General features: G+C 62.1%; 19 protein-coding genes and 1 pseudogene. 11 read left to right on the top strand and 9 right to left on the bottom strand.

Features of this window, described 5'->3' with window-relative positions; all coding sequences use genetic code 11:
* Window positions 1-131 precede the first annotated feature (131 nt).
* The 4 genes from MUN81_RS12555 to MUN81_RS12540 are packed head-to-tail and all read left to right on the top strand — an operon-like array spanning window position 132 to window position 3,674.
* Window positions 132-674 (top strand): MarR family transcriptional regulator, encoded by a 543-nt coding sequence (locus MUN81_RS12555; RefSeq protein ID WP_245110849.1) that lies wholly within the window; start codon window positions 132-134, stop codon window positions 672-674.
* Between the two features lie 56 nt (window positions 675-730).
* Window positions 731-1,864, top strand: a complete 1,134-nt coding sequence (locus tag MUN81_RS12550) for an SRPBCC family protein (RefSeq protein WP_245110848.1) — start codon at window positions 731-733, stop codon at window positions 1,862-1,864.
* Window positions 1,857-2,633, top strand: a complete 777-nt coding sequence (locus MUN81_RS12545) for a class I SAM-dependent methyltransferase (RefSeq protein WP_245110846.1) — start codon at window positions 1,857-1,859, stop codon at window positions 2,631-2,633. The genes MUN81_RS12550 and MUN81_RS12545 overlap by 8 nt, the downstream gene beginning before the upstream one ends.
* Window positions 2,634-2,669: 36 nt before the next feature.
* A complete protein-coding gene (locus MUN81_RS12540; RefSeq protein ID WP_245110844.1) occupies window positions 2,670-3,674 on the top strand; it encodes an ADP-ribosylglycohydrolase family protein in 1,005 nt (334 codons plus the stop codon).
* Here MUN81_RS12540 and MUN81_RS12535 read toward each other — a convergent pair.
* The 5 genes from MUN81_RS12535 to MUN81_RS12515 form a co-directional block, all read right to left on the bottom strand.
* The gene (locus tag MUN81_RS12535; RefSeq protein ID WP_245110842.1) at window positions 3,671-4,294 is read right to left on the bottom strand and encodes an ATP-binding cassette domain-containing protein; all 624 of its coding nucleotides are present in this window, start codon (window positions 4,292-4,294) and stop codon (window positions 3,671-3,673) included. The genes MUN81_RS12540 and MUN81_RS12535 overlap by 4 nt on opposite strands.
* A 16-nt stretch (window positions 4,295-4,310) precedes the next feature.
* Window positions 4,311-5,117: an acyl-ACP--UDP-N-acetylglucosamine O-acyltransferase gene (lpxA, locus tag MUN81_RS12530; protein ID WP_245110841.1), complete on the bottom strand. Its 807-nt coding sequence runs from the start codon at window positions 5,115-5,117 to the stop codon at window positions 4,311-4,313.
* 99 nt (window positions 5,118-5,216) lie between these two features.
* Window positions 5,217-6,611 (bottom strand): bifunctional UDP-3-O-[3-hydroxymyristoyl] N-acetylglucosamine deacetylase/3-hydroxyacyl-ACP dehydratase, encoded by a 1,395-nt coding sequence (locus tag MUN81_RS12525; protein ID WP_245110839.1) that lies wholly within the window; start codon window positions 6,609-6,611, stop codon window positions 5,217-5,219.
* Window positions 6,612-6,725: 114 nt separating this feature from the next.
* Entirely contained in the window at window positions 6,726-7,766 is a 1,041-nt protein-coding gene (gene lpxD / locus MUN81_RS12520; RefSeq protein WP_245110838.1) for a UDP-3-O-(3-hydroxymyristoyl)glucosamine N-acyltransferase, read from the bottom strand.
* 120 nt (window positions 7,767-7,886) lie between these two features.
* Entirely contained in the window at window positions 7,887-9,116 is a 1,230-nt protein-coding gene (locus tag MUN81_RS12515; RefSeq protein ID WP_245110836.1) for an HD domain-containing protein, read from the bottom strand.
* Between the two features lie 278 nt (window positions 9,117-9,394).
* Here MUN81_RS12515 and MUN81_RS12510 point away from each other — a divergent pair, with 278 nt between their 5' ends.
* A complete protein-coding gene (locus tag MUN81_RS12510; protein WP_245110834.1) occupies window positions 9,395-10,963 on the top strand; it encodes a PglZ domain-containing protein in 1,569 nt (522 codons plus the stop codon).
* Between the two features lie 32 nt (window positions 10,964-10,995).
* Here the strand turns inward: MUN81_RS12510 and MUN81_RS12505 are convergent, their stop codons facing one another.
* Genes MUN81_RS12505 through MUN81_RS12495 form a run of 3 tightly spaced genes read right to left on the bottom strand, consistent with a single transcriptional unit; the run spans window position 10,996 to window position 15,279 of the window.
* Complete coding sequence (locus tag MUN81_RS12505; RefSeq protein ID WP_245110833.1) at window positions 10,996-11,481, bottom strand: TonB-dependent receptor plug domain-containing protein; 486 nt, start codon at window positions 11,479-11,481, stop codon at window positions 10,996-10,998.
* A gap of 24 nt (window positions 11,482-11,505) precedes the next feature.
* Window positions 11,506-12,762 carry an aminotransferase class I/II-fold pyridoxal phosphate-dependent enzyme gene (locus MUN81_RS12500; protein WP_245110831.1) on the bottom strand — a complete coding sequence of 419 codons (1,257 nt, stop codon included), beginning with the start codon at window positions 12,760-12,762 and terminating at the stop codon, window positions 11,506-11,508.
* Window positions 12,763-12,822: 60 nt separating this feature from the next.
* Window positions 12,823-15,279: an outer membrane beta-barrel family protein gene (locus MUN81_RS12495; protein WP_245110829.1), complete on the bottom strand. Its 2,457-nt coding sequence runs from the start codon at window positions 15,277-15,279 to the stop codon at window positions 12,823-12,825.
* 169 nt (window positions 15,280-15,448) lie between these two features.
* On the opposite strand from MUN81_RS12495, the gene tsaE reads away from it, so the two are divergent.
* The 4 genes and pseudogenes from tsaE (at window position 15,449) to MUN81_RS12475 (ending at window position 18,661) form a co-directional block, all read left to right on the top strand.
* Entirely contained in the window at window positions 15,449-15,886 is a 438-nt protein-coding gene (gene tsaE / locus MUN81_RS12490; RefSeq protein ID WP_245110827.1) for a tRNA (adenosine(37)-N6)-threonylcarbamoyltransferase complex ATPase subunit type 1 TsaE, read from the top strand.
* A 102-nt stretch (window positions 15,887-15,988) separates the two neighbouring features.
* Window positions 15,989-17,214: pseudogene (locus MUN81_RS12485) on the top strand (alanine dehydrogenase).
* Window positions 17,215-17,329: 115 nt separating this feature from the next.
* Window positions 17,330-18,496: an acyltransferase gene (locus MUN81_RS12480; RefSeq protein WP_245110826.1), complete on the top strand. Its 1,167-nt coding sequence runs from the start codon at window positions 17,330-17,332 to the stop codon at window positions 18,494-18,496.
* 15 nt (window positions 18,497-18,511) lie between these two features.
* Complete coding sequence (locus MUN81_RS12475) at window positions 18,512-18,661, top strand: hypothetical protein (RefSeq protein WP_245110824.1); 150 nt, start codon at window positions 18,512-18,514, stop codon at window positions 18,659-18,661.
* Here MUN81_RS12475 and MUN81_RS12470 read toward each other — a convergent pair.
* Window positions 18,658-19,599, bottom strand: coding sequence for a flavin reductase family protein (locus MUN81_RS12470; RefSeq protein ID WP_245110822.1), 942 nt, complete (start codon window positions 19,597-19,599; stop codon window positions 18,658-18,660). The genes MUN81_RS12475 and MUN81_RS12470 overlap by 4 nt on opposite strands.
* A gap of 57 nt (window positions 19,600-19,656) precedes the next feature.
* On the opposite strand from MUN81_RS12470, the gene MUN81_RS12465 reads away from it, so the two are divergent.
* Window positions 19,657-20,601, top strand: coding sequence for a M28 family peptidase (locus MUN81_RS12465; protein ID WP_245110820.1), 945 nt, complete (start codon window positions 19,657-19,659; stop codon window positions 20,599-20,601).
* A 125-nt stretch (window positions 20,602-20,726) separates the two neighbouring features.
* Window positions 20,727-22,196 (top strand): MFS transporter, encoded by a 1,470-nt coding sequence (locus MUN81_RS12460; RefSeq protein WP_245110818.1) that lies wholly within the window; start codon window positions 20,727-20,729, stop codon window positions 22,194-22,196.
* Window positions 22,197-22,262 lie beyond the last annotated feature (66 nt).

Raw genomic sequence — 22,262 nt, 5'->3', positions numbered from 1 at the left:
TTCTGCTTGGGATTGCGCTTATATGGGCTTCCCAAATCGATTTCCATTCAAAGCTGATAATTAGCATATTGCCTTGGATACTGCCCGTTGGGTTTTACATGATGTTGCTGATTCCGCATTAGAAAAATAAAATGCCACAAGAAATTAATAGACCTTCAAATCCAACAACGCCGCTGGCCGAAGCCCGCGCCCAGTTTATTCACCTCTGGGGTGTATCAGGTACCAACTGGGGCGTGAGCAAAACCCTGGCCCAGGTGCACGCCCTGCTGCTGGTGAGCCCGGCCGCCCTCAGCACCGAAGACATCATGGAGCAGCTCACCATCTCGCGCGGCAACGCCAGCATGACGGTGCGCGAGCTGCTCGATTGGGGCCTGGTATACAAGGAGCTGCGGCCCGGCGAGCGCCGTGAATATTTCGTGGCCGAAAAGGACATGCTCCAGGTGACGCGCTGCATTATCCGGGCGCGCAAGCGTCGCGAACTCGACCAGATGAAGCGCAGTCTCGACCAGCTGGCCGCCCTGCCCGGCGACCCCGCCGATGCCGAGTACCGGGCTTTCCACGCCACGCTTACCGAAATCCAGCAGCTGGCCACCGTGTCGGATAAACTGCTCACGCGGCTCATGCAGGCCGAGAAAAGCTGGTTCTGGAACACCTTTCTGAAGCTATTTATGTAGCTACCCGCCCGGCGGTCGGCTTGGCCGTTTTGTTTACTCTTTCAGGTTTTATCCCCATGCTGCCGTCCGAGAATCAACCCGAGCCCACCGAACCCAACCCCACCGGCAACGCCCCGGCGGCCTCCACGCCACAACTCGAGCAGGGGCATCCTGCACCAGTCGGTGACGATTTTTCCAATCAACCCGCTGATGATGAACCGGAAAGCGCCTGGACTTCTGCCTTTCTGGCTATTGTCGTTACGGCCCTAGCGGCCGGGGCGCTGGGCGCCCTGCTCATGCTGCTGTCGTTGCAGCACTACGAGTCCTACGGGGCTACGCTGTTCTGCCTGTCGCCCACCATTTGCAGCTTCGTGGCGGTGCTGCTGTATCGGCGGAAGCAGCCCGAGCGGACGGGTGGCGTGTGGTCGGTTTCGTGGGCGGTAGTGGCCATTATGGCCGTGCTGGCTTCCATGCTGCTGCTCATTTCGTCGGGGGGCGAAGGCATCATCTGCGTACTGATGGCGCTGCCTTTTGCCCTGGTGCTGTCGCTGGTTGGCGGGTTGCTGGGGCAGGCGGTGGTGGAAATGCGCGGCCCGCGCCGGCCCCTGCCCGTGCTGGCCGCGGTGGTGCTGCTGTACCCGGCCGCGCAGGAATACGAAGTGCGCCACCCGGCCCCGGTGCTGCCGCGGCGTGTGATAACGCAGCAGGTGGTGAATGCGCCGCCAGCCGCCGTGTGGGCCGTGCTGATGCGCCCCGTGACCTACCCGGCTGCCAACAACTGGTTTCGGGCGGGCGTGGTGTACCCCACGCGCACGGCGTTCGCGCTCGATTCGGCCACCGGCCGCCGCACCCTGGTGTGTCGCTACTCTCAGGGCCGGGCCCAGCTGCCGGTGGTGGGGTGGGAGCCCGGCCGCAGCCTCACGTTTGCCGTGCCGCCGCCCAGCATGCCCGCGCCCATGCGCGAGCTTAGCCCATATCCCAGCGTGCACGCGCCGCACCTGCACGGGTTTTTCCGGGTCGACAGCGGCACGTTCCGGCTGCGGCCCCTGCCGGGCGGGCGCACCCTGCTCGAAGCCCGCACGGTGTACCGCCATTCCATCGGCCCGCAGTTCTACTGGCAACTGTGGAGTGACTACCTGCTCGACACCATGCACGGCCAGGTGCTGGCCACGCTAAAAGCCCAGGCCGAGGCAAGCCGCGCCCATGAATAAGTTTCTGGAAATGCCATGCGCCCCCACCATCGGCATAGCCCCGCTCACAACCGGCGACCCCGCATATGCCCCGGCCCGGGTGCAGGCGCTGTTCGATGCCATGGCGCCCACCTACGGATTTGCGCCTTGGCTGTCGGGAGGCATGCTGGGCCGTTGGCGACAACAACTGGTGGATGCCTTGCACCTGCCGGCCGAAAACCAGCCGGTACAGGTGGTCGACCTGATGGCCGGTGGGGCCGACCTGTGGCCCGCCCTGCGCCGCTGCCTCGGGTGCAGCCTGCACCTCACGGCAGTCGATTTTTCGGCTGCGATGCTGGCCCGGGCCAGCCGGCACGCGGCCGGCTCCCGGCTGGCGCTGCACCCCGCCGATGCGCTGGCCACCGGCTTGCCCGCGGGCCAGGCACACCTCGTCACCAGCACATTTGGCCTGAAAACCCTGGCCCCGGCCGCTTACCCCGCGCTGGCCCACGAGGCGGCGCGACTGCTGCAACCCGGCGGCCAACTCGCTTTGCTCGAAGTGGTGCTGCCCACGCGGGGCTGGCTGCGGCGCCTGTTGCACGCCTACCTGGCCCTTCTCATACCGCTGGTGCAGCGCCTGTGCCCGGCCGCTGCGGTGCACGCCGCGCTGGCCGGCTACCTCCGGCGCGGCTCCGACCCGGGGCAGCTGCGCCACGCCCTGCGGCAGGCCGGTTTTGGCAAGCTGCGGCAGCAGCGCTTGTGGCCCGGCTGCGCGGTGCTGCTCACGGCTGAGCTGACCAGTGCGCGGTAGTAGCTTCGCGCATTCTTCGTCCTTTCCATGCCGACCATGTCAACTGCAACCCTTTCCACTCAAGCCCGTGCCGCCTTGCTGGGTCTGGCTGTAGGCGATGCCCTAGGGGTGCCCGTCGAATTTGCACCCCGCGCCGCCCGCCAGAAGGACCCCGTAGTCGGCATGCGCGCCTATGGCACTCACCATCAGCCTGCTGGCACCTGGTCCGACGACTCTTCGCTTACTTTCTGCCTGGCCGAAACCCTGGCTTTGCCCGGCGGCTGCCACAGCGCGCCCGATTTGGCCGACTTTGCCCGGCGCAGCATTAACTGGCTATATCAGTCTTACTGGACCGCCCACGGCGAAACCTTCGATGTCGGCAACGCCACCCGCGCCGCCATCGACCGCCTGCAACGCGGCGTAGAGCCCTCCAAAGCCGGCCCAAACTCCGAATTTGACAACGGCAATGGTGCGCTCATGCGCATTCTGCCGCTGGCCTTTCATGACGTCTGGCGGGCCGAAAACCTGGATTTTAACGCCGCCTGGATGCTCACCGAAAACGTGGCCAGCGTCACGCACGGCCACCCGCGCTCCACGTTGGGCTGCTTTCTGTATTTGCTGGTGGCGCGTTGTTTGTTACGTGGGCAGTCGTTGGCAAGCGCATACGATGAAGCGCGGCAAAGTGCTTATTCCTGGCTCCAGGGCCATGCTAAGGGCCCGGTGTTTTACGAATGGCCGAAATATGGGGCTTTTCTTGACGGAAGCCTACCCGGGCTTGGCGAAGAAGACGTCAAGGCCACCGGCTACGTCGTCCACACCCTCGAAGCAGCCCTCTGGTGCCTGTTGCGGCACGATACCTACGCCGCCACGGTGCTGGCCGCCGTGAACCTCGGCGACGACACCGACACCACCGGCGCTGTAGCTGGTGGCCTCGCGGGGCTGGCCTACGGAGAAGCTGCTATTCCAGACGAGTGGCTGGCCGTGTTGGCTCGGCGGGCTGACATTGAACAACTGGCCGTGCGGCTGGCTGGAGCTAGCTTGGCATCAGACACGCGGCCTTAGCGCTTCTGGAAATCTGTAACCAACAATTGCTCGTCGCAAAACGCGTACTCTGCCGGCACGTTGGAGCTGAGCAGCAAGGTGCGGCCGGCGCGGGTGGCCTGCACATGTTCCTGGTACCAGGCCACGCCGGTGGCGTCGAGGTTGGTGGTGGGCTCGTCGAGTAGGAGCAGGGGCGCGGCGGCGTACAGCGCCAGCCCCAGCTTCAGCCGCTGCTTCATGCCCGACGAAAACTCGCGTACTAGCTGCTGACGTGCGTTTTCCAGGTACATTACGTCGATGAGCTTATCTGGAGTCATGCCAGGCCGCAGGGGCTTGAAACTGGTGTGAAACCGCAGCAGCTCCAGTAACGTGAGCTCCTCCAGCAACTCCAGGTAGGGGGCGGCGTAGGCCAGGTGCTGCGGCACCTCCTCCACGGCCACCTTCCGGCCGGCAAGCTCATAAGTCAGCTCGCCCTGTGTGGGCAGAAGTTGGCCCGAAATCGTGTTCAGCAGGGTGCTTTTGCCGGCGCCATTGGGCCCTAGCACGGCCGTGGCGCTGCCCGGCCGGAAGGTGCGCGTCAGCCCCCGAAATATCCAGTCGCGCTGAAAGCGCTTGCCCAGGCCGGTGGCGGTGATTAGCAAAGGACCACAGAAAAGGTTACTCGGCTTCGCTGCCGTCGGCCCGGCCGCGCTTGGGGCCTTTGATGATGCCGCGCGTGGCCGCGCGCACGAAGCCAACCGCCGTTTCGCGCTCGGGCGTGGCGGGCAGCTCGCGCTCAATCTGAGCCAGGGCGTCGTTGTTGTTGAGCCCGCCCAGAAATAGCGTGCGGTACAGTTGCTGCACCTGGTTGATGGACTCTTCGGAGAAGCCGCGGCGGCGCAGGCCCACCGAGTTGGCGCCGGCGTAGGACAGGGGCTCGCGGCCCGCTTTCACGTATGGCGGCACGTCTTTGCGTACCAAGGAGCCGCCCGAAATCATGGCGTGCGCTCCGATTTTCACGAACTGGTGCACGGCCGAAGAGCCGCCCACAATGGCGTAATCGCCGATTTCGACGTGGCCCGCCACCTGCACGGTGTTGGCCAGAATGCAGTGGTGGCCGATGACGCAGTCGTGGGCAATGTGCACGTAGGCCATCAGCAGGCAGTGGCTGCCCACGCGGGTTTCGCCGCGGTCCACGGTGCCGCGGTTTACGGTCACGCACTCCCGAATGACGGTGTGGTCGCCAATCACGGCAGTGGTTTGCTCGCCGGCAAACTTCAAATCCTGGGGCACGGCCCCAATCACGGCGCCCGGAAACACCTGGCAGTGCGCCCCGATGCGGGCCCCGCTCATGATGGTCACGTTGGGCCCAATCCAGGTGCCCTCGCCAATCTCCACATCGGCCGCAATGGTCGTAAACGGTTCAACGGTTACGCCCGGCGCAAGGCGAGCATCGGGATGGATATAGGCGAGGGGAGAAAGCATTCTGTATGTTACTGAAGAATGAGGAAGGAAGAACGTAGAATTGGGCGACTGTTAAGTAGAGCTAATTCTTCATTGTCTTTTCCCCATTATTAATTCAAACTAAGCGTCTTTGCGGACGATGGCGGCGCTCATTTCGGCTTCGCACACCACTTTGCCATTCACAAAGGCCTGGCCGCGCATTTTGGCGATGCCGCGCTTGATGGGCGCCAGCAGCTGGCAGTGGTAGATGATGGTGTCGCCGGGCAGCACCTTCTTGCGGAAGCGGGCGTTTTCGATGCCCAGGAAATACTGCCAGTAGTTTTCGGGGTCGGGCACGGTGTTCATCACCAGAATGCCGCCGGTCTGGGCCAGGCCCTCAATCTGCAGCACGCCGGGCATCACCGGGTTGCCGGGGAAGTGGCCCTGGAAAAAGGGCTCGTTGATGGACACGTTTTTCACGGCCGTCACCACCTGGTCGTCGAGGTGAATGACCTTGTCAATCATCATGAACGGGTAGCGGTGAGGCAGCACCTGCATGATGCGGTTGATGTCCATCACCGGCTCGCGGTTGAGGTCGTACACCGGCACGGGGTTGCTGCGGGCCTCCAGCATCTTCTTCTTGATGCGCTTGGCGAAGGCCACGTTGGCCGCGTGGCCGGGGCGGGCGGCCAGAATCTGGCCTTTCAGCGGGCGGCCCACCAGGGCGAGGTCGCCCACGAGGTCGAGCAGCTTGTGGCGCGCGGGTTCGTTTTTGTGGCGCAGGTCCACGTTGTTCAAAATGCCCTCTTTCTTCACCGACACGCGGGGTTTGCCCAGCATTTTGGCCAGGTCGGTCAGCTCGTCGTCGCTCACCACGCGGTCCACCACCACGATGGCGTTGCTCAAATCGCCGCCGCGAATTAAGTTGTTCTTGTAGAGCATTTCCAGCTCGTGCAAAAAGCAGAAGGTGCGCGAGGAGGCAATTTCGTCGCCAAACTGGTTGATGTCGGCCAGCGTAGCGTGTTGCGAGCCCAGCACCGGCGAATTGTAGTCCACCATCACCGTGAGGCGGTAGTCGGCCAGGGGCAGGGCCGCAATCTCGACGCCTCGGGCGTTGTCAACGTAGCGGATGCTCTCGGGAATCTCGTAGTAGTTGCGCAGCGCGTTTTGCTCCTGCAACCCCACGGTTTCGATGGCCTTGATGAACTCGGCCGACGACCCGTCCATGATGGGCGGCTCGGGGCCGGAGAGTTGAATGAGCACGTTGTCGAGCTGCAGGCCCACCAGGGCGGCCAGCGTGTGCTCCACGGTGTTGACGCGGGCGCCGTTCTGCTCGATGGTGGTGCCGCGGCTCAGGTCGACCACGTTGTCGACGTCGGCGTCCACGATGGGCTGCCCGGGCATGTCAACCCGCTGAAATTTGTAGCCGTGGCCCACCGGCGCGGGGCAAAACGTCATGGTGGCTTCCACGCCGGTGTGCAGTCCGATGCCGCGCACCGTCACGGGCGCCTGTATGGTGTGTTGCTTGTCGTTCATTCTGGTTTGGTGCTTGGTGCCTAGTGCTTGGCGCTTGGTGCTAAGGCAGAAAGACAACAACGTCAGGCTGCCAAGCACCGAGCACCAAGCACCAGGCACTAAGAAGCTGCAAAGCTAGGGCTTTTCCGTCGCGTTTTTTGCCTTTTCCAGCTCTGCCACGCGCTGCTCAAGCTCGGGCAGGCGGCGGAATACGATTTGGGCGCGCTGGTTTTGCTTGAAGTCGAAGGCCGTGGAGCCCTGCAGGATGGTGCCTTCCTGCTTCACGTTTTTGCCGATGCCGGATTGGGCCGTGACGGTGGTTTTGTTGGCCAGCGTGACGTGGCCAGCCATGCCCACCTGCCCGGCCAGCACGCACTGGTCGCCGATTTTGGCCGAGCCGGCGATGCCGGTTTGGGCCGCGATGACGGTGTGGCGGCCAATCTCCACGTTGTGAGCCAGCTGCACGAGGTTGTCGATTTTACTGCCCGTGCGAATGAGGGTGGAGCCCAGGGTGGCGCAGTCGACGGTGGCATTGGCGCCGATGCTCACGTAGTCTTCCAGCACCACATTGCCGATTTGCGGAATGGCCTTATAGGAGCCGTCGGGCTGCGGCGCGAAGCCAAACCCATCGGAGCCCACCACGGCGCCGGCTTTGATGACGCAAAACTTGCCGATAACGGTATCGGGGTAGATTTTGGCCCCCGCGTGGATGACGCTGCCCTCGCCAATCGTAACCCGGTCGCCGATGTAGGCGTGCGGAAACACCAGCACGTTCTCCCCCAGCTTACACTGCTCGCCGATGTAGGAAAAGGCGCCCCGGTAGTGCCCCGCGCCAATTTTCGAGCTTTTGCCGATGAACGAAGGCTCTTCGACGCCGCGTTTGCCGGTGCGGGTGGCCTGCGCATAAAATTCCAGCAATTGGCTGAAGGCTGTGTAGGGGTTTTCAACCCGTATCAGCGTGCTTTTCACAGCTTGCCGCAGCTCCTGACTCTGGCCGACGATGACGGCCGAAGCACCGGTTTCATATAAAAAAGGCTCGTATTTGGCGTTGGAAAGGAAGGTGAGCGAGCCGGCCTGGGCTTCTTCAATCTTGGCCAGGCTGGAAATGCGCTGGGAAGCGTCGCCTTCCACGGTGCCGCCGAGGACTTCGGCAATTTGCTGAACGGTAAATTCCATAGGCGGCAAAAATAGTGCTTGGTGCTTGGTGCTTGGTGCCCGGCTGGCCGCGAACGAATGCCCAAGCCTGTTGAAATACTGGCAGCCAGGCGCCAAGCACCAAAAACCAAGCACCAAATTCTACACGATTTCCTTCGGGTAGCAGATGTAGAACTTCTCCACCCGTTGGCTGAGCGCGCGGATATTGGGCAGGTCGGAGGCTTCCATCACGTTCACCACGTCGCCTTTTTTGGTCAGGATTTCGATGGGCTCCTGGCTTTCGGCGTTGTAGGCGCTGTTGCTCAGGCGGCCCGATATCATCAGCAGGGCCGCTTCCTCGGGTGGAAGGTTGAATTTCTCCTCAATCAACTCGCGGATGCCGAGGCGGAACTCCTCGTCGAAAGGCTCAGGCGCCAGTACAATTTTGAGCAGGTTGCGGTGCAGAATGCTTTTGGCCAGGTAGCTGAGCACGGTGTCGGAGTGGCTGGCCCAGGACTTGATGGCCGACCAGATGTCGTAGTCGTCGAGCTCCACGAAGTGGTTGAGGATTTTGTCGTCCTTCTCAAACTCGGCCAAGCTCACGGCGCGGCCCAGGAAGTAGCCCAGGCAACTGTTGGCGGGCACCTCCACGCCCTGGCGGGCCAGGTCGCGGGCGCGCTGCACCACCCGAATAACCATCTGTTCGGCCGAGGTCACGGTTTTGTGGAGGTACACCTGCCAGTACATCAGGCGGCGGCTCACGAGGAAGTTTTCGACCGAATACACGGCTTTTTCTTCCAGCACCAGCCGCTCGTCGTGCACGCGCAGCATCTTGATGAGGCGGTCGGCGCCGGGGCGGCCTTCTTCCACGCCGGTATAAAAGGAGTCGCGGTTGAGGTAATCGAGGCGGTCCATGTCGAGTTGGCTGCTCACCAGCTGGTGAAAAAACGGCCGGCCGTAGGTGCCGTCAAACATCGAAATGGCCAGCCCCAGCTTGCCGTGAAACTCGGCGTTGAGCCGCTGCATCAGGAACAGCGACAGCTGCTCGTGCGGCACATCCTGAAAAATGGCCGTTTCGAGGGCGTGGGAGAGGGGGCCGTGGCCCACGTCATGCAGCAGAATGGCGGCCATGGCGGCCTCGCCCTCGGCCGCCGAAATCTTCACGCCCTTGTCTTTGAGCGTGCGCAGGGCCAAACTCATCAGGTGCATGGCGCCCAGCGCGTGGTGAAAGCGCGTGTGCAGCGCCCCCGGATACACAAACCCCGTGAGCCCAAGCTGCTGAATGCGCCGCAGCCGCTGAAAGTAACGGTGCTCAATGAGGTCGAACAGGAACTCCGTGGGGATGGTGACGAAGCCGTAGACGGGGTCGTTGAAGATTTTCTTTTTGTTCACAGGGGGAGCGGGAGCGGAATGACGGGCCGAAACCGGAAAGCGAAGTTGCGGCGCTGCTGCCGATAAACCGGCAACATTTGCAGGCGCGGTCCGTCCATGACTGAACGCGAAACTACGCCCCGTCGTTTGGGCAAGCTCAACACTCCGCCCCAAACGCGGTTGCAACCCGTAGCGTCGTTTCGCTATATCTATTCGGGCCGGCTTACGTTACCTACTGAAACCATTACCCCAACCGAAGGTCAGCGTACGCGAAGTCCCCAAGACCCCAAGTCCTTACTATGCAACAAACCACCATTCTCTGGGCCGACGATGAAATCGACTTGCTCAAGCCGCATCTGCTGTTTCTCAAGGAGAAAGGCTACGACGTAACGCCCGTCAACAGCGGCGCCGACGCCATCGAGGAAATTCAGGAAAAGAGCTACGACCTCGTGTTTCTGGATGAGAACATGCCCGGCCTCACCGGCCTGCAAACCCTCACCGAAATCAAAGCCATTCGGCCCACTGTGCCCGTGGTGATGATTACCAAGAGCGAGGAAGAGCACATCATGGAGTCGGCCATTGGCGCCAAAATCGCCGATTATCTGATTAAGCCCGTCAATCCGAGCCAGATTCTGCTGTCGGTAAAAAAGGTGCTCGACAACAAGCGCCTCATCAGCGAAGCCACCAATTCGGGCTACCAGCGCGATTTCCGCCAGCTCGGCATGCAGCTCTCCGACCGCCTTTCGCCCTCGGAGTGGGCCGAAGTGTATAAGAAGCTGGTGTATTGGGAGCTCGAAATCAACGAGACCGAAGGCAAGAGCATGGCCGAAGTCTTCAACATGCAGAAGGACGAGGCCAACACCTACTTCGGCCGCTTCATCACGGAGAGCTACGAGGACTGGGTGAACGGCGACGACAAAGACGCCCCGCTCATGTCGCACCAGCTGTTCAAGGAGCGGGTATTTCCGACGCTGAAGGCCACCGGCGACACGCCCGTGTACTTCGTGCTGATTGACAACCTGCGCTACGACCAGTGGAAGGTGCTGGAGCCCATCATCACCGAATTCTTCACGGTGGACAGCGAGGAGATGTACTACGCCATTCTGCCCACCACCACGGCCTACGCGCGCAACGCCATTTTCTCGGGCATGATGCCGGGCGAAATCCAGAAAAAATACCCCAATCTGTGGGTGACCGATGACGACGACGAAGGTAAAAACCTGCACGAGGCCGAGTTCATGGAAATCAATTTCCAGAAGAACAACCAGAAGGCCAAGTACAGCTACAACAAGGTGACCAACCTGCAAGCCGGCAAGGACTTGCTGGGCAAGATGAGCAACCTGCACAACAACTATAAGTGCAACGTCATCGTGTACAACTTCGTGGACATGCTCTCGCACGCCCGCACCGACATGGCCATGATTCGCGAGCTGGCCGCCGACGAGTCGGCCTACCGCAGCATCACCCGCTCGTGGTTCCTGCACTCGCCGCTGTATGAGATGATGCAGCAGATTGCCGAGAAAAAAGGCAAGCTCATCATCACCACTGACCACGGCACCATCCGCTGCAAGCGTCCCTACAAAATTGTGGGCGACCGAAACACCAACACCAACCTGCGCTACAAGCACGGCAAAAACCTGGGCTTCGACGACTCGCGCGACGTGTACGTGGTGCGCAAGCCGGAAAGCATTTTCCTGCCGCGCGAAAACGTGAGCACGGCGTATGTGTTCACCATCGGCGACTACTTCTTCGCCTACCCGAACAACTACAACTACTACGTGAACTACTACAAGGACACCTTCCAGCACGGCGGCATCTCGCTGGAAGAGTGCATCATCCCGTACGTGACGCTGACGCCAAAGGGGTAATTTCCGAAGCGTTAAACGTAAAACAGGCCGCCCTATTCGGGGCGGCCTGTTTTGTCTTGTGGGCGATAGATAGGCTTCTTCGGTCGGTGCTTCATCGTTACCAGGATGACTCCGTTGCTTGCCCTTGAGCCATACAACGCGGTGGCAGCAGCGCCCCGTAGAACTTCGATTTTGTCGATGTTATTCGGATTAATTGACTGGAATTCCTGTTCCGCATACACCGTTCCATCCACCACAAACAACGGGCTCTGGCTGGCCGGAATCGACCTGCCGCAGGCAATTCGAATGGTGAGGGGCTGTTTGGCTGGTTCGGCCGCACCGGTGCTCAGGCTAGCAGGTTGCCCACGTAGGGTGGAATCCGGTGATTGAGCATGGGCACTTTTACCTGTGGAAGCCAGCATGACTACAACAAGGGCGCACAGTCCGGTTTGTTTGAAAACCATAGCGTTGAATGAAAATGGGTGAAGCTGTGCCAGAAACAGCACGTAAAGCTGATGCTGCCCGTATTCATTTTGCATACGGAGTAACCAAAAAGTAGAGAACTACTTCAGCCCATCCAGCGCCGCCCGCAGCCGCGGCAGCGCCGCCACAATGGAATCAATAGTTTCGGCGCCCACCGAAGCCCGGAACCACGGCTCTGAGGCCGGCGAACCAAAGGCGCTGAAGGGCACCAGCGCTAGCTTGGCTTCCGAAATCAGGTAGGACGTGAGTTCGGCCGTGGTTTTTAGCACGGTACCATCGGGCGCGGTTTTGCCCAGCACGTCGATTTTGATGGTGAGGTAGATGGCGCCGGCCGGGGCCACGGCATCGACGGGGTAGCCGGCCGCTTGCAATTGCTTTAAGCCGTCAAACAAGGCTTGCAGCGAACCTTGCAGGTTGGTTTTCATGCCGGCCAGGAAAGCGTCCACCGCTTCGGTTTCGGGCATGAAATGGGCCGTGGCTACCTGCTCTGCCTTGGGAGCCCAGGCGCCCACGTGGCCCAGAATGGATTTCATCTTCTCGATGATGGCCGTGGGGCCGAAGCTGTAGCCCACGCGCACGCCGGTGGCGGCAAAGCACTTGGAAATGCCATCGATGTAAATGACGTAGTCGCGCAGCTCGGGGCGCAGGCTCACGGGGTCGTGGTGCTCGGTGCTGCCGAAGGTGAGCAGCCAGTAAATCTGGTCGTAAAGAATGTAAAGCGGCTTTTCATCGGCGCCGCGGAGCTTGTTTTCGGCAATCACCAGGTCGCAGATTTCTTCCAGGCCGGCTTTGGTGAACACCGTGCCGGTGGGGTTCAGCGGCGAGCACAGGGCCAGCAGGGTGGCGCCGGGCAGGTGCGGGGCCAGGTCGGCGGCCGTGGGCATGAAGTTGTTTTCGGCGCGGGTGGGCACGGCCACGGGCGTGGCGCCGGTGAGGTGGCAGTAGTGATTGTTGTTCCAGCTGGGCAGCGGGAAAATGACCCGGTCGCCGGCGTCGACGAGGGTGCGATAGGTGGCGTAGATGAGCGGGCGCGAGCCCCCGGCAATCAGGATGTCGTTGGGGCCGTACTCCAGGCCCTGGCGGGTTTTCAAAAAATCCGATACCGACTGGCGCAGCTCGTTGATGCCGGCGGCGGGCGGGTAGTTGGTCAGCCCGCCCTGGTAGGCTTGGGTGATGCCCTCGTTCAGCCCGGCCGGGATGGGGAAAATCTTCGGGTCGAAGTCGCCGATGGTCAGGTTGCAGATGTTGGCGCCCTGGCGCACCTGCTCACTTACCTGGTTGCCAATGCGAATGATTTCGGAGCCGCTCAGGCCGGCGGCCATCTTGGATACTTGCATGGGAAAGAGGCGGCCGGATATAAGCCGCGCTGGCCGCGAAGGTAAACGACGCCTGCGGCATCATTGCCCGGCCGCCCGCCGCAATTCGTCCTCGGCGCCGGCGGCACGCTTGCGGGCAGCGGCCACTTTGCCGTTGCCGAAGCGGTAGGTGAAAGCCGCCGTGGCCACGCGCGTGTCCTGTCGGGTCACAAAGCTTTCGGAAAAAGACGTGTACACCGACGTAGAGCGCAAAACGGACGTGTAAAGCACGTCCGACACGTTCAGCCGCAGGGTGCCCTGCTTGGCCCAGAAGCTGCGCTGCAGGCCCAGCAGCAGCTGCCCACGGGGCCGGGCGCGCTCGAAGCCCCAGATTTCGCCCGATTGAAATGAGCCGTTCAGTTCACCCGACCAGCCGTGGGGCAAACTGAACGTGTTGTTGGCCGTGAGTTGGCAGGCCGGTTGCTGTCGGTCGAGCAGCGTGCCGGCCAACTCGCCGCGAAAGCGCGACACGTAGAAAACAGCGTTGGCGTAGAGCGTCCACCATTTGGTGGGTTCCACGGGCGCGGTCAGGGTGAAGGCCAGGTAATCCTGGCTGGTCAGGTTCACTTCGCGGCTCACCACCTGGCGGCTACCGTCGGGCGCGGGCTGCACCACTGTCACAATGGGCAGACGGGTGTGAGCGTAGGTAAGGGCCGTGCTGTACTTCTGACGGTAGGTATGCGTCAGGTCCACGTTGTAGCTGGTTTGGGCCACCAGGTAGGGGTTGCCCGACCGGTACGACACCGCGTCGACGTAGGCCCGCAGTGGGTTTAGCTGGGCGTAGTTGGGCCGGTCGATGCGCCGGCCGGCGGCCAGCGCCAGCGCGTGCTGCGCGGCCAGCTGCACCTGCACCGAGGCCGTGGGAAATAGCTGCAGGTACTGGCGCTCGCGCATGCCCTCGCCCGCGAGGGTGGTGCGAATGGTGGTTTGCTCGGCGCGCAGGCCGGCCTGCAGGCTGGTCTTGCCGCGGCCGCCGCGCAGGCTGGCGTAGCCGGCGTTCACGTTTTCGTAATAGTCGAAGGCGCTCGATATCGAGGGCGCAAAGAGGCCGTTCTCGAGAAAAGCCACCGCGCTGGTGGAGGTCACCCGCGTGCTTTTGCCGCCCAGGTCGAGGCGACTGCGGCGGGGCAGGGGGCGGCTGTAGTCCAGCTTCAGGGCCCCAATGGCCAGGTCGCTGCGCTGCTCGCCCGTGAGCAGGGCCGGCGCAAATGTTGGCTCCAGAAAGCTGGTGCGCAGGTCGAGGGCGCGGGTGGTGCGGTAGTGCGCGTAGTCGGCATCGGCCGTGAGGCTGGCGGCCGATGCCGAGTCGGCAAAAGCATTCCGCAGGTTGAGGTTGGCGCTGCCGTTGGGGCGCATTATTTCCTGCGCCGCCACCGAGCGGTACCAGAGCGCCGGCGCGCCCCCTTCGTCGTACAGCCGCGTCTGCGTGTCGTTGTTGGTGCTGGTGTTGCTGAGCAGCCCGGTGAGGCCCACGCCCAGCAGCGTGCGGGGCGTGAGGCTGAGGTCGGCGCCCACTTTGGCGCTGTGCGAGCGCAGGTAGAGCATGCGTTTGCCCAGCACTTCGCTGCTGGCAGCCGGCAGCCCCGCCAAAGCCGCGTATTGACGGTAGAATTCCTGCCGGGCAAAGTCGTTGCGGTTGGCGTAGCTGTAGGAGCCGTACAGGTTGGCGTTTTTGCTGCGGTGGTTTAGGGTGAGGCCCGCAGTCAGCTTGCCGTATTCGCCCCGGCCGTAGCTGGCATTGGCCGTGCCGTTGGTGCCCAGGCGCAGGTCTTTTTTGAGGGTGATGGCGATGACGCCGGCCCCGCCCTGCGCGTCGTACTCGGCGGGCGGGTTGGTGATGAGCTCAATGGTCTGGAGCTGCTCGGCGGGCAGGGCGCGCAGGTATTCGGCCAGGTCGACGCCCGACAGGGGCAGGCGCTTGCCATCCACCAACAGCAGCAGGCCCTGGCGGCCCCGCAGGGCGATGGCCTCGTTCACCACCACGCCCGGCGAGCGGCCCAGCACGTCGAGGGCCGTGGCGCCGGCCGATAGGGGACTGTCGGCCACGTGCACCACGGTGCGGTCGGGGTGGTGTTCAAACAAGGGCTGGCGCGCCTGCACCGTTACCCCGGCCAGGGCTGCGGCCTCGCTGATTTGCAGCTGCAGAGCGGGCAGCTCCAGGCCCCCCGGCGGCAGAGTAAACGACGCGCTCCACACGCGGCGGTAGCCCACCTGACTGGCCGAAACCAGGTAGCGCCCGCCCGCCCTGCCTTCCAGCAAAAATCCTCCCCGCTCGTCGCTAAACTCCGATTTGACCACAACTGAGTCGGCGGCGCGGTGCAGGGCAATGGTGGCAAAGGAAACCGCGCCCGCCGCCCCGGCCGCTACCGTGCCCCGCACTCCGGCCTGGGCCTGGGCCGCGCCGGGCTGGGATGCCAGCAGGAGCAGCCCGGCCCAGCTGGCAATGACCTCAATCGGCCCGCCCCGCCACCGGAACGGCAAAAAAGTAAAAACGCGCACGGGGGTAGAGGAAAGGCAAGTGCTGCCTGGCCGCAACAAAGGCAAAAGAAGGCGTAGGTTCTTTGGCTTGTTGATGTTAGGCTAGACCGCAAAACATAAAGTTGCAGGTTTGGCGGCATTTATCCAAAGCGAATGCGCGCTGCTGCGGCTCAGCCGGTATTTTTGCGTCATGCTTCCCTCAACCATTGTCGTTTCTTCTAGAGATGAGCTGCCGGCGGCAGCGCGCCGGGTGCACGCGGCCATCGTGGCCACGCACTGTTCCGTGGTGGCATTCGAGGGCGAGATGGGCGCCGGCAAAACCACGCTCATCAGCGCGCTGGCCGCCGCTATGGGCGTGGCCGACGACGTGAGCAGCCCCACGTTTTCGCTGGTCAACGAGTACCGCGACGCCCGGGAACGCCCCGTGTACCATTTCGATTTCTACCGCATCGAATCCGTGCGCGAAGCGGAACAGATGGGGGCCGCGGAGTACCTCGATTCGGGGTATCTTTGCTTGGTGGAGTGGCCCGCCCGGGTCGAAGCGCTTTTGCCCACGCCCCGGCTTGAAGTCCGCATTGACGTACTGGGCCCCGAAGCCCGCGAAATCCACCTGCACCTTATCCCGTAACCTCTCCGCCGCATCAATTATTTTGCCATTGCCCAGCTGGCTGGACCATTATTTGGCCGGCGTAGCCTGATGCCTGGAAATTGATACTTGCTTCCTGAACCTATGCCCGAGCAGCTACCATCCGGTTTTGAGTCCTTGGCCACCAGCCGCGCCTATTTCACCCAGGAATCGATGCTGGCCGTGGAAACCCGGAAGCGCAAGCTCTTCATCGGCCTGCCCCGCGAAACCTCGCTGCAGGAAAACCGCCTCGGCCTCACGCCCGAAGCCGTGCAGCACCTGGTGAGCGCCGGCCACGAAGTGGTGATGGAAGCCGGCGCCGGCGAGCCCAGCAAATACGCCGACCACGCCTACTCCGAGGCCGGCGCCCAGATTGCCTACTCCGCCGAGGAAGTGTACAAGGCCGACGTGCTGCTAAAAGTGGCCCCGCCCACGCTCGAAGAAATTGAGCTGCTGCACCCCGGCCAAACCCTGATTTCGGCCCTGCAAATGGGCTCGATGACCCAGGAATACATCGCGGCGCTCTCGCGCAAGAAAATCAACGCCATCGGCTTCGAACTGATGAAAGACCCCAGCGGCGCCCGCCCCGTGGTGCGGGCCATGAGCGAAATCGCGGGCTCGACGGTGATGCTGATTGCGGCTGAGTACCTGGCCCGTTCCAACGAGGGCAAGGGCATCATTCTGGGGGCATCACGGGCGTGCCGCCGTCGCAGGTGGTCATTCTGGGGGCCGGCACGGTGGCCGAGTACGCCGCCCGCGCCGCCACCGGCCTCGGGGCCGAGGTGAAGGTGTTCGACAACCACCTCTACAAGCTGCGCCGCCTCAAGCACAACTTGGGCATGCAGCTCTACACCAGCACGCTGGACACGTTCGCGCTCAGCCAGCAAATCCGCCGGGCCGACGTCGTCATCGGCGCGCTGGCAGTCGAGGACGGCCGCATTCCTTTCATGGTGCCTGAGGAGATGGTAGCCACCATGTCGTCGGGTTCGGTCATCATCGACGTGAGCATCGACCAGGGCGGCTGTTTCGAAACCAGCGAGATGACCAGCCACAGCAGCCCCGTTTTCCGCAAATACGACGTGGTGCACTACTGCGTGCCCAACATTGCCTCGCGCGTGCCCCGCACCGCCACCAACGCGCTGAGCAACATCTTTACGCCCATCCTGCAGGAAATCAGCCAGCACGGCGGCATCAACGAGGTGCTGTTCACGAACGAGCATTTCCGCAGCGGCGTCTACATCTACCGCGGCTCGCTCACCAATGCGATGATTGCGAAGAAATTCAATATGCGGTACAAGGAGTTGGGGCTGCTGATTGCGGTGCGGAATTAATTCCGGCGTGTCGGCCCCGGCCTGCATGTGTGGGCGAGTGCCCAATGTGCCATGCCGGCACCACAATCACCCATTAAAATGCGGAACAGGCCAACGCGTCTGGATTCGGTTCTGTTTGCAACAATGGATGGAATACATGAGTAGCACGAATTATATCACGGCACCAGACGCTGTTTCCGGTCCACCGCGCCTCCGTTATTTCCTGCAAGCTGCTGCTCCGGCAAAAAGTCAATTCAATTTTGACCTCGAAGCCTTGCGGGGCATAGCGGCCATCATCGTTGTTTTATCGCACGCGTTCAATCCGTTTAATACGCTGGACCCGGCATACCACACGAGCGGCATCTGGGCGTATGAAGCGCCGGGCCATTTGAGCGTGTTGCTGTTTTTCATCCTTTCGGGCTATGTAATTGGGAAGGCGCACGCGGTGCCGTTGCAAAAAGACACCATTCTGCTATATTTGAAAAAGCGGTTCGTTAGAATTTACCCCATATATCTGGTCTGTATTGTTTTTGTTTTTTTGGTGCTCGTCCAAAGCCCCTCTCTTGCCGTCATATACAGCCACCTGACTCTGACCCAGGGGCTGGGGAAACCGGTGCTTCATGCCATTGCCCCTTCGTGGTCCCTCACGTATGAGGTGGTGTTCTATTTGTTGTTCGTGCCCGTGTCGTATTTCAGGGTAAATCCGGTAATGCTGGCCGTTGGCATGGCACTGCTGGGAACCGTGGCGGCGTGTTTCTTTCCGGGTTTCGCCATGGGCTTGGTGCCGACTTACGCCTTCGGCTTCACGTTCTGGCTGGCTGGGTTGGCAATGGCAACGTATTCGCGGCCCGACGAAAGCGCGGCTTCTTATGCTTCCATGGTGGGCATCGTCTTTCTGTTTCTGACGCTGGGCGTGCTGGATTCTCCGCCGGCCATGCTGCACCGCGCGCAGCTTTTCCTGCTCAAGACAGACCTGACCATTGCGCCGCCGGGCCAGGAAGCGTATCTGGTCTTTCGGGATTTAGCCTTCTTGCCATATTGCGCCGTCATGGTAGCCATTTTTGCGGCCCTCAGGCTGAAATTCAGGAAAGCCATTATTGCGTTGATGACGGTGCTGCCGGCCCTGAGCTGGTGGCATTACCTGAAAGCAGCGGACGGACGCCTTCCCGTCGCCTTGTTTTTTACGGCGCTTTTTTACCTGCTTTCCATCGTATTCTTCCTGTTTTCGGCCCGCCTGGAGCAGTTTTCCAAGCGGGTGATTAAAGGGTTGGTGCCGTTGGGCAGCATTTCTTACGGATTGTAGATTCTCCACTTTCCGTTGCTCTGCCTGCTCCTGTCCTTTGGCGCGTTTTCGGGGTCGGCCTTCACCTACAGTGTGCGCCTGGGCGTGTTTCTGCTGCTCACATTCGGCGGTGCCTGCTTTCTGGAAAAAGTATACCAACCCTGGGTCCGAAAGGCCATCGGCTAGCCGATGCCCGCGCTTTCGCTTTGCGAAAGGAGCACCTTCCACGCTTCTACTAGCCGTCCTTCTGCCAGAAACTGCCGGCCAAGTTGCAGCAGCTGTTTCTTAAGCTCAGACCCGTCGTTGTGGTACGTGTTCAGTAGGTAGGCCACCATCGGCTCGGTTTTAAATGCTTCCACTTGCTCGGGCGTGGGCAGGGCGTCGCGCTCGATGTTGGCGAGGCGGCCCAACTCGTTGCCGGTCAGCACGTCGGAGGTGCGCAGGTGCTCGGGCAGCTGGTCGATGCCGATGCCGATGTGGCGGTTGGGTTTGGGCACCTCGAAGAGGCTGGCGCCGCTGGCCCGGCAGTACCAGTCGCCGCCGAGGCGGGCCACGGCGTCCAGCTTAAACGGGTCGATGCCGGTGGCGTCGGGCAGGAGGATGTCCTGGCGGAAATGAGCGCGCACCACCCGGCAAATGATGAGGTTGCCGGCGCCGTTGTTTTGGCCCAGCTCGATGATTTGTTCCACCACGCACTCAAATGCGGCGGGCGCTTCGGCCACGCGGGGCGGACGCACGTGCTCGGAGGCCAGCTCGGTCAGGCCGGCTTTGGTGAATTCATTTACGCCCTTTTCGTACTCGGTGCTGGCCAGCGACATCTGCTCCACCAGCGCGTAATCGCAGATGTTGATGACGACTTCGGGCACCTCGCGCACGTTTTGCAGGGTGTGCTTTTGGGTGTTGTCGCGCACCCGGTTGGCGGGCGAAAACACGAGGATGGGCGGGTTGGCGCTGAAGGCGTTGAAGAAGCTGTAGGGGCTCAGATTCACGCGGCCCTCGGCATCGACGGTGCTGGCGAAGGCTACCGGGCGCGGGGCCACCGCCCCCACCATGAACGGGTGCCATTCGCTGGGCTTGAGGTCGGAAGGGGTGAGGGAGTGGAAAACAGGGGGAGTGGAGGCCATGAGAAATGCTGTAGAGCCAAGCCGGCTTGGTTGGTCAAAGCTAACTAGCTTGGCTGCATGAACGTGTTTTTCATCAGCGTGCTGGTCGGGTTCTGGCTGGCGGTTTTCCCGAGCGCAGCCCGCGACTTTCCACTTCCACCAGCCGATACCGCCCGGCTGCGCCAGCACCTGCTGATGCTGACCAGCACTGGCGCTCCGCGCAACCACGCCCACCCGGCCGTGCTGGACTTGGTTGCCGCCCGCATCCAGCACTCGCTACAGGCCAGCGGCGCGCATTCCGTGGCCGACCAGCCCTACGCGGTGCAGGGCCGGACTTACCGCAACGTGCTGGGCTCGTTCGGGCCGCTCGATGGCCCTCGGCTCATCATCGGAGCGCACTACGACGTGTGCGGCGACCAGCCCGGCGCCGACGACAACGGCACCGGCGTGGCGGCCGTCTTGGAGCTGGCCCGTCTGCTGGGCCAGCAGCCAAGCTTGTCCTACCGCATCGATTTGGTGGCCTATACTTTGGAAGAGCCGCCGTTTTTTCGAACCCAACAGATGGGCAGCTACGTGCACGCAGCCTCGCTGAAAGCGGCCGGTGTGCCGGTGCGCGGCATGGTGGCCCTCGAAATGCTGGGCTATTTTGATGACCGCCGGGGCTCGCAGCACTACCCCATCTGGCCGCTGCGTTTCATCTATGGCAGCCGGGGCAATTACGTCACGGTGGCCCAGAAATTCGGCAACGGCCGCTTTGGCCGGCGCTTTGCGCGGCACTACCGGGCCGCCGCAACGCTGCCGGTGAAGCGCTTCAAAGCCCCGGCCTGGCTGCCGGGCATCGATTTTTCCGACCACCTCAACTACTGGAAATTCGATTACCCGGCGGTGCTGCTCACCGACACGGCCTTTTACCGCAACCGCAGCTACCACGAAGCCTCCGACACCGTGGCCCGGCTGGATATGCGCCGCTTGGCGCTGGCGGTGGATGCGCTTTTTGCCACCGTTCTGGCCAACGGAGAATAGTAACGGACGCGTCGGGCCGGCGCGGGCCGTTACCGCTTAATTGCACCTATCTCTTTGTTTCCGCTCGTCATTGGGTTGTATGTTACCGGCCGGTTTTGATTTCAACCCCTCAAGCTCGCAGGTACATGGAACAAGGTTTACCCATCTCGCTCGACGCAGCGGATGCCCCGGTAGCGCACGACAACAATAGCGTCGACGAAAAGACCATCTGGAAGGTCATCACCGCGTCGTCGGTCGGCACGGTCATCGAGTGGTACGATTTCTACATTTTTGGCTCATTGGCCGCCATTATTGGGCCGGTGCTGTTTGGCTCGAAGGGCAAACCGGAGGAAACCTTGCTGGGGGCGCTGGCGGTGTTTGGGGTGGGCTTCATTGTGCGGCCGTTCGGGGCCGTGGTGTTTGGCCGCATCGGCGACATGATAGGGCGCAAATACACCTTTCTGGTGACGCTGCTGATGATGGGCGGGGCCACCGTGGCCACCGGCCTGGTGCCCAGCTACGACCGAATCGGGTGGGTGGCGCCGGCCATCGTGTTGGTGCTGCGCCTGTTTCAGGGCCTGGCCCTGGGCGGCGAATACGGCGGCGCCGCCACCTACGTGGCCGAATACGCCCCCGACAACCGCCGCGGCTACTTCACCAGCTACATTCAGATTACGGCCACGGCCGGACTCATCCTGAGCATTCTCGTCATTGTGCTCACCAAAAAAGCCATGCCCGATGCCGACTTTAAGACCTGGGGCTGGCGCATTCCGTTCCTGCTCTCGGGCGTGCTCATTGTGGCTTCCTACTACATCCGCAAGCAGCTGCACGAGTCGCCGCTGTTTGCCAAAGCCAAGGCCGAGGGCAAAACCAGCACCAGCCCCCTGCGCGACTCCTTTCTGAACCCGGTGAACCGCCGCCTGGTGCTCATTGCGCTGTTTGGGGCCACCATGGGCCAGGGCGTGGTGTTCTACACCAGCCAGTTCTACGCCTATTCCTTTATGCAAAACGCCCTGAAACTGGACCTCATTGACGCCAGCATCGTGCTGGTGGCCAGCATGGTGTTGGCCACGCCGCTGTTCATCTACTTCGGCTCGCTTTCCGACCGCATTGGGCGCAAGCGCATCATCATGACGGGGATGCTGTGCGCCGCGCTGTTCACGGTGCCGCTTTTTTATGGCCTGAAGGCCTACGCTGGCCCCCTCACCGAAGTAACGCCCGCTGCTGTGGACGCCGCCGGCCAGGCCGTGGCCGCCGTGCAAAAAGCCCTGAGCCCCAATCTGGTGATGATGACAGTGCTCACCTTCTGCCTGGTCTTGTTCGTGACCATGGTGTACGGGCCCATTGCGGCCTACCTAGTCGAGCTGTTCCCCACCAAAGTGCGCTACACCTCGCTGTCGGTGCCCTACCACATTGGCAATGGCATCTTTGGCGGCTTCGTGCCGCTGGTGGCTACCTGGATTGCGGTGTGGGCAAAAGCCCAGCCCGAGGGCACTTTTCTTAAAGAGCACGCGGCACTGTCGGGCCTTATTTATCCGGTGGTCGTTGCAGCGCTGTGCTGGGGCATCGGTTCGGCGCTGATGAAGGATTCGCGCAACGTGCGCATCATGGAATAGCAGCCGCTTGCAACTTGAAATTAACAACCCGCCGGCCCGTGCGCCCGGCGGGTTTTTCGTTAAATT

The sequence above is a fragment of the Hymenobacter sp. 5317J-9 genome (assembly GCF_022921075.1).
Classification (GTDB): Bacteria; Bacteroidota; Bacteroidia; order Cytophagales; family Hymenobacteraceae; genus Hymenobacter.
This window is presented reverse-complemented; position numbering and strand designations above follow the sequence as displayed.

Bases quoted from the DNA above. Each gene is read 5' to 3' on its own strand.
- MUN81_RS12465 (WP_245110820.1), top strand. From the start codon at position 19,657: ATGAACGTGTTTTTCATCAGCGTGCTGGTCGGGTTCTGGCTGGCGGTT.
- MUN81_RS12555 (WP_245110849.1), top strand. From the start codon at position 132: ATGCCACAAGAAATTAATAGACCTTCAAATCCAACAACGCCGCTGGCC.
- MUN81_RS12470 (WP_245110822.1), bottom strand. From the start codon at position 19,599: ATGGCCTCCACTCCCCCTGTTTTCCACTCCCTCACCCCTTCCGACCTC.
- MUN81_RS12525 (WP_245110839.1), bottom strand. From the start codon at position 6,611: ATGAACGACAAGCAACACACCATACAGGCGCCCGTGACGGTGCGCGGC.
- MUN81_RS12550 (WP_245110848.1), top strand. From the start codon at position 731: ATGCTGCCGTCCGAGAATCAACCCGAGCCCACCGAACCCAACCCCACC.
- MUN81_RS12545 (WP_245110846.1), top strand. From the start codon at position 1,857: ATGAATAAGTTTCTGGAAATGCCATGCGCCCCCACCATCGGCATAGCC.
- MUN81_RS12510 (WP_245110834.1), top strand. From the start codon at position 9,395: ATGCAACAAACCACCATTCTCTGGGCCGACGATGAAATCGACTTGCTC.
- MUN81_RS12500 (WP_245110831.1), bottom strand. From the start codon at position 12,762: ATGCAAGTATCCAAGATGGCCGCCGGCCTGAGCGGCTCCGAAATCATT.
- lpxD (WP_245110838.1), bottom strand. From the start codon at position 7,766: ATGGAATTTACCGTTCAGCAAATTGCCGAAGTCCTCGGCGGCACCGTG.
- lpxA (WP_245110841.1), bottom strand. From the start codon at position 5,117: ATGCTTTCTCCCCTCGCCTATATCCATCCCGATGCTCGCCTTGCGCCG.
- tsaE (WP_245110827.1), top strand. From the start codon at position 15,449: ATGCTTCCCTCAACCATTGTCGTTTCTTCTAGAGATGAGCTGCCGGCG.
- MUN81_RS12540 (WP_245110844.1), top strand. From the start codon at position 2,670: ATGTCAACTGCAACCCTTTCCACTCAAGCCCGTGCCGCCTTGCTGGGT.
- MUN81_RS12505 (WP_245110833.1), bottom strand. From the start codon at position 11,481: ATGCAAAATGAATACGGGCAGCATCAGCTTTACGTGCTGTTTCTGGCA.
- MUN81_RS12460 (WP_245110818.1), top strand. From the start codon at position 20,727: ATGGAACAAGGTTTACCCATCTCGCTCGACGCAGCGGATGCCCCGGTA.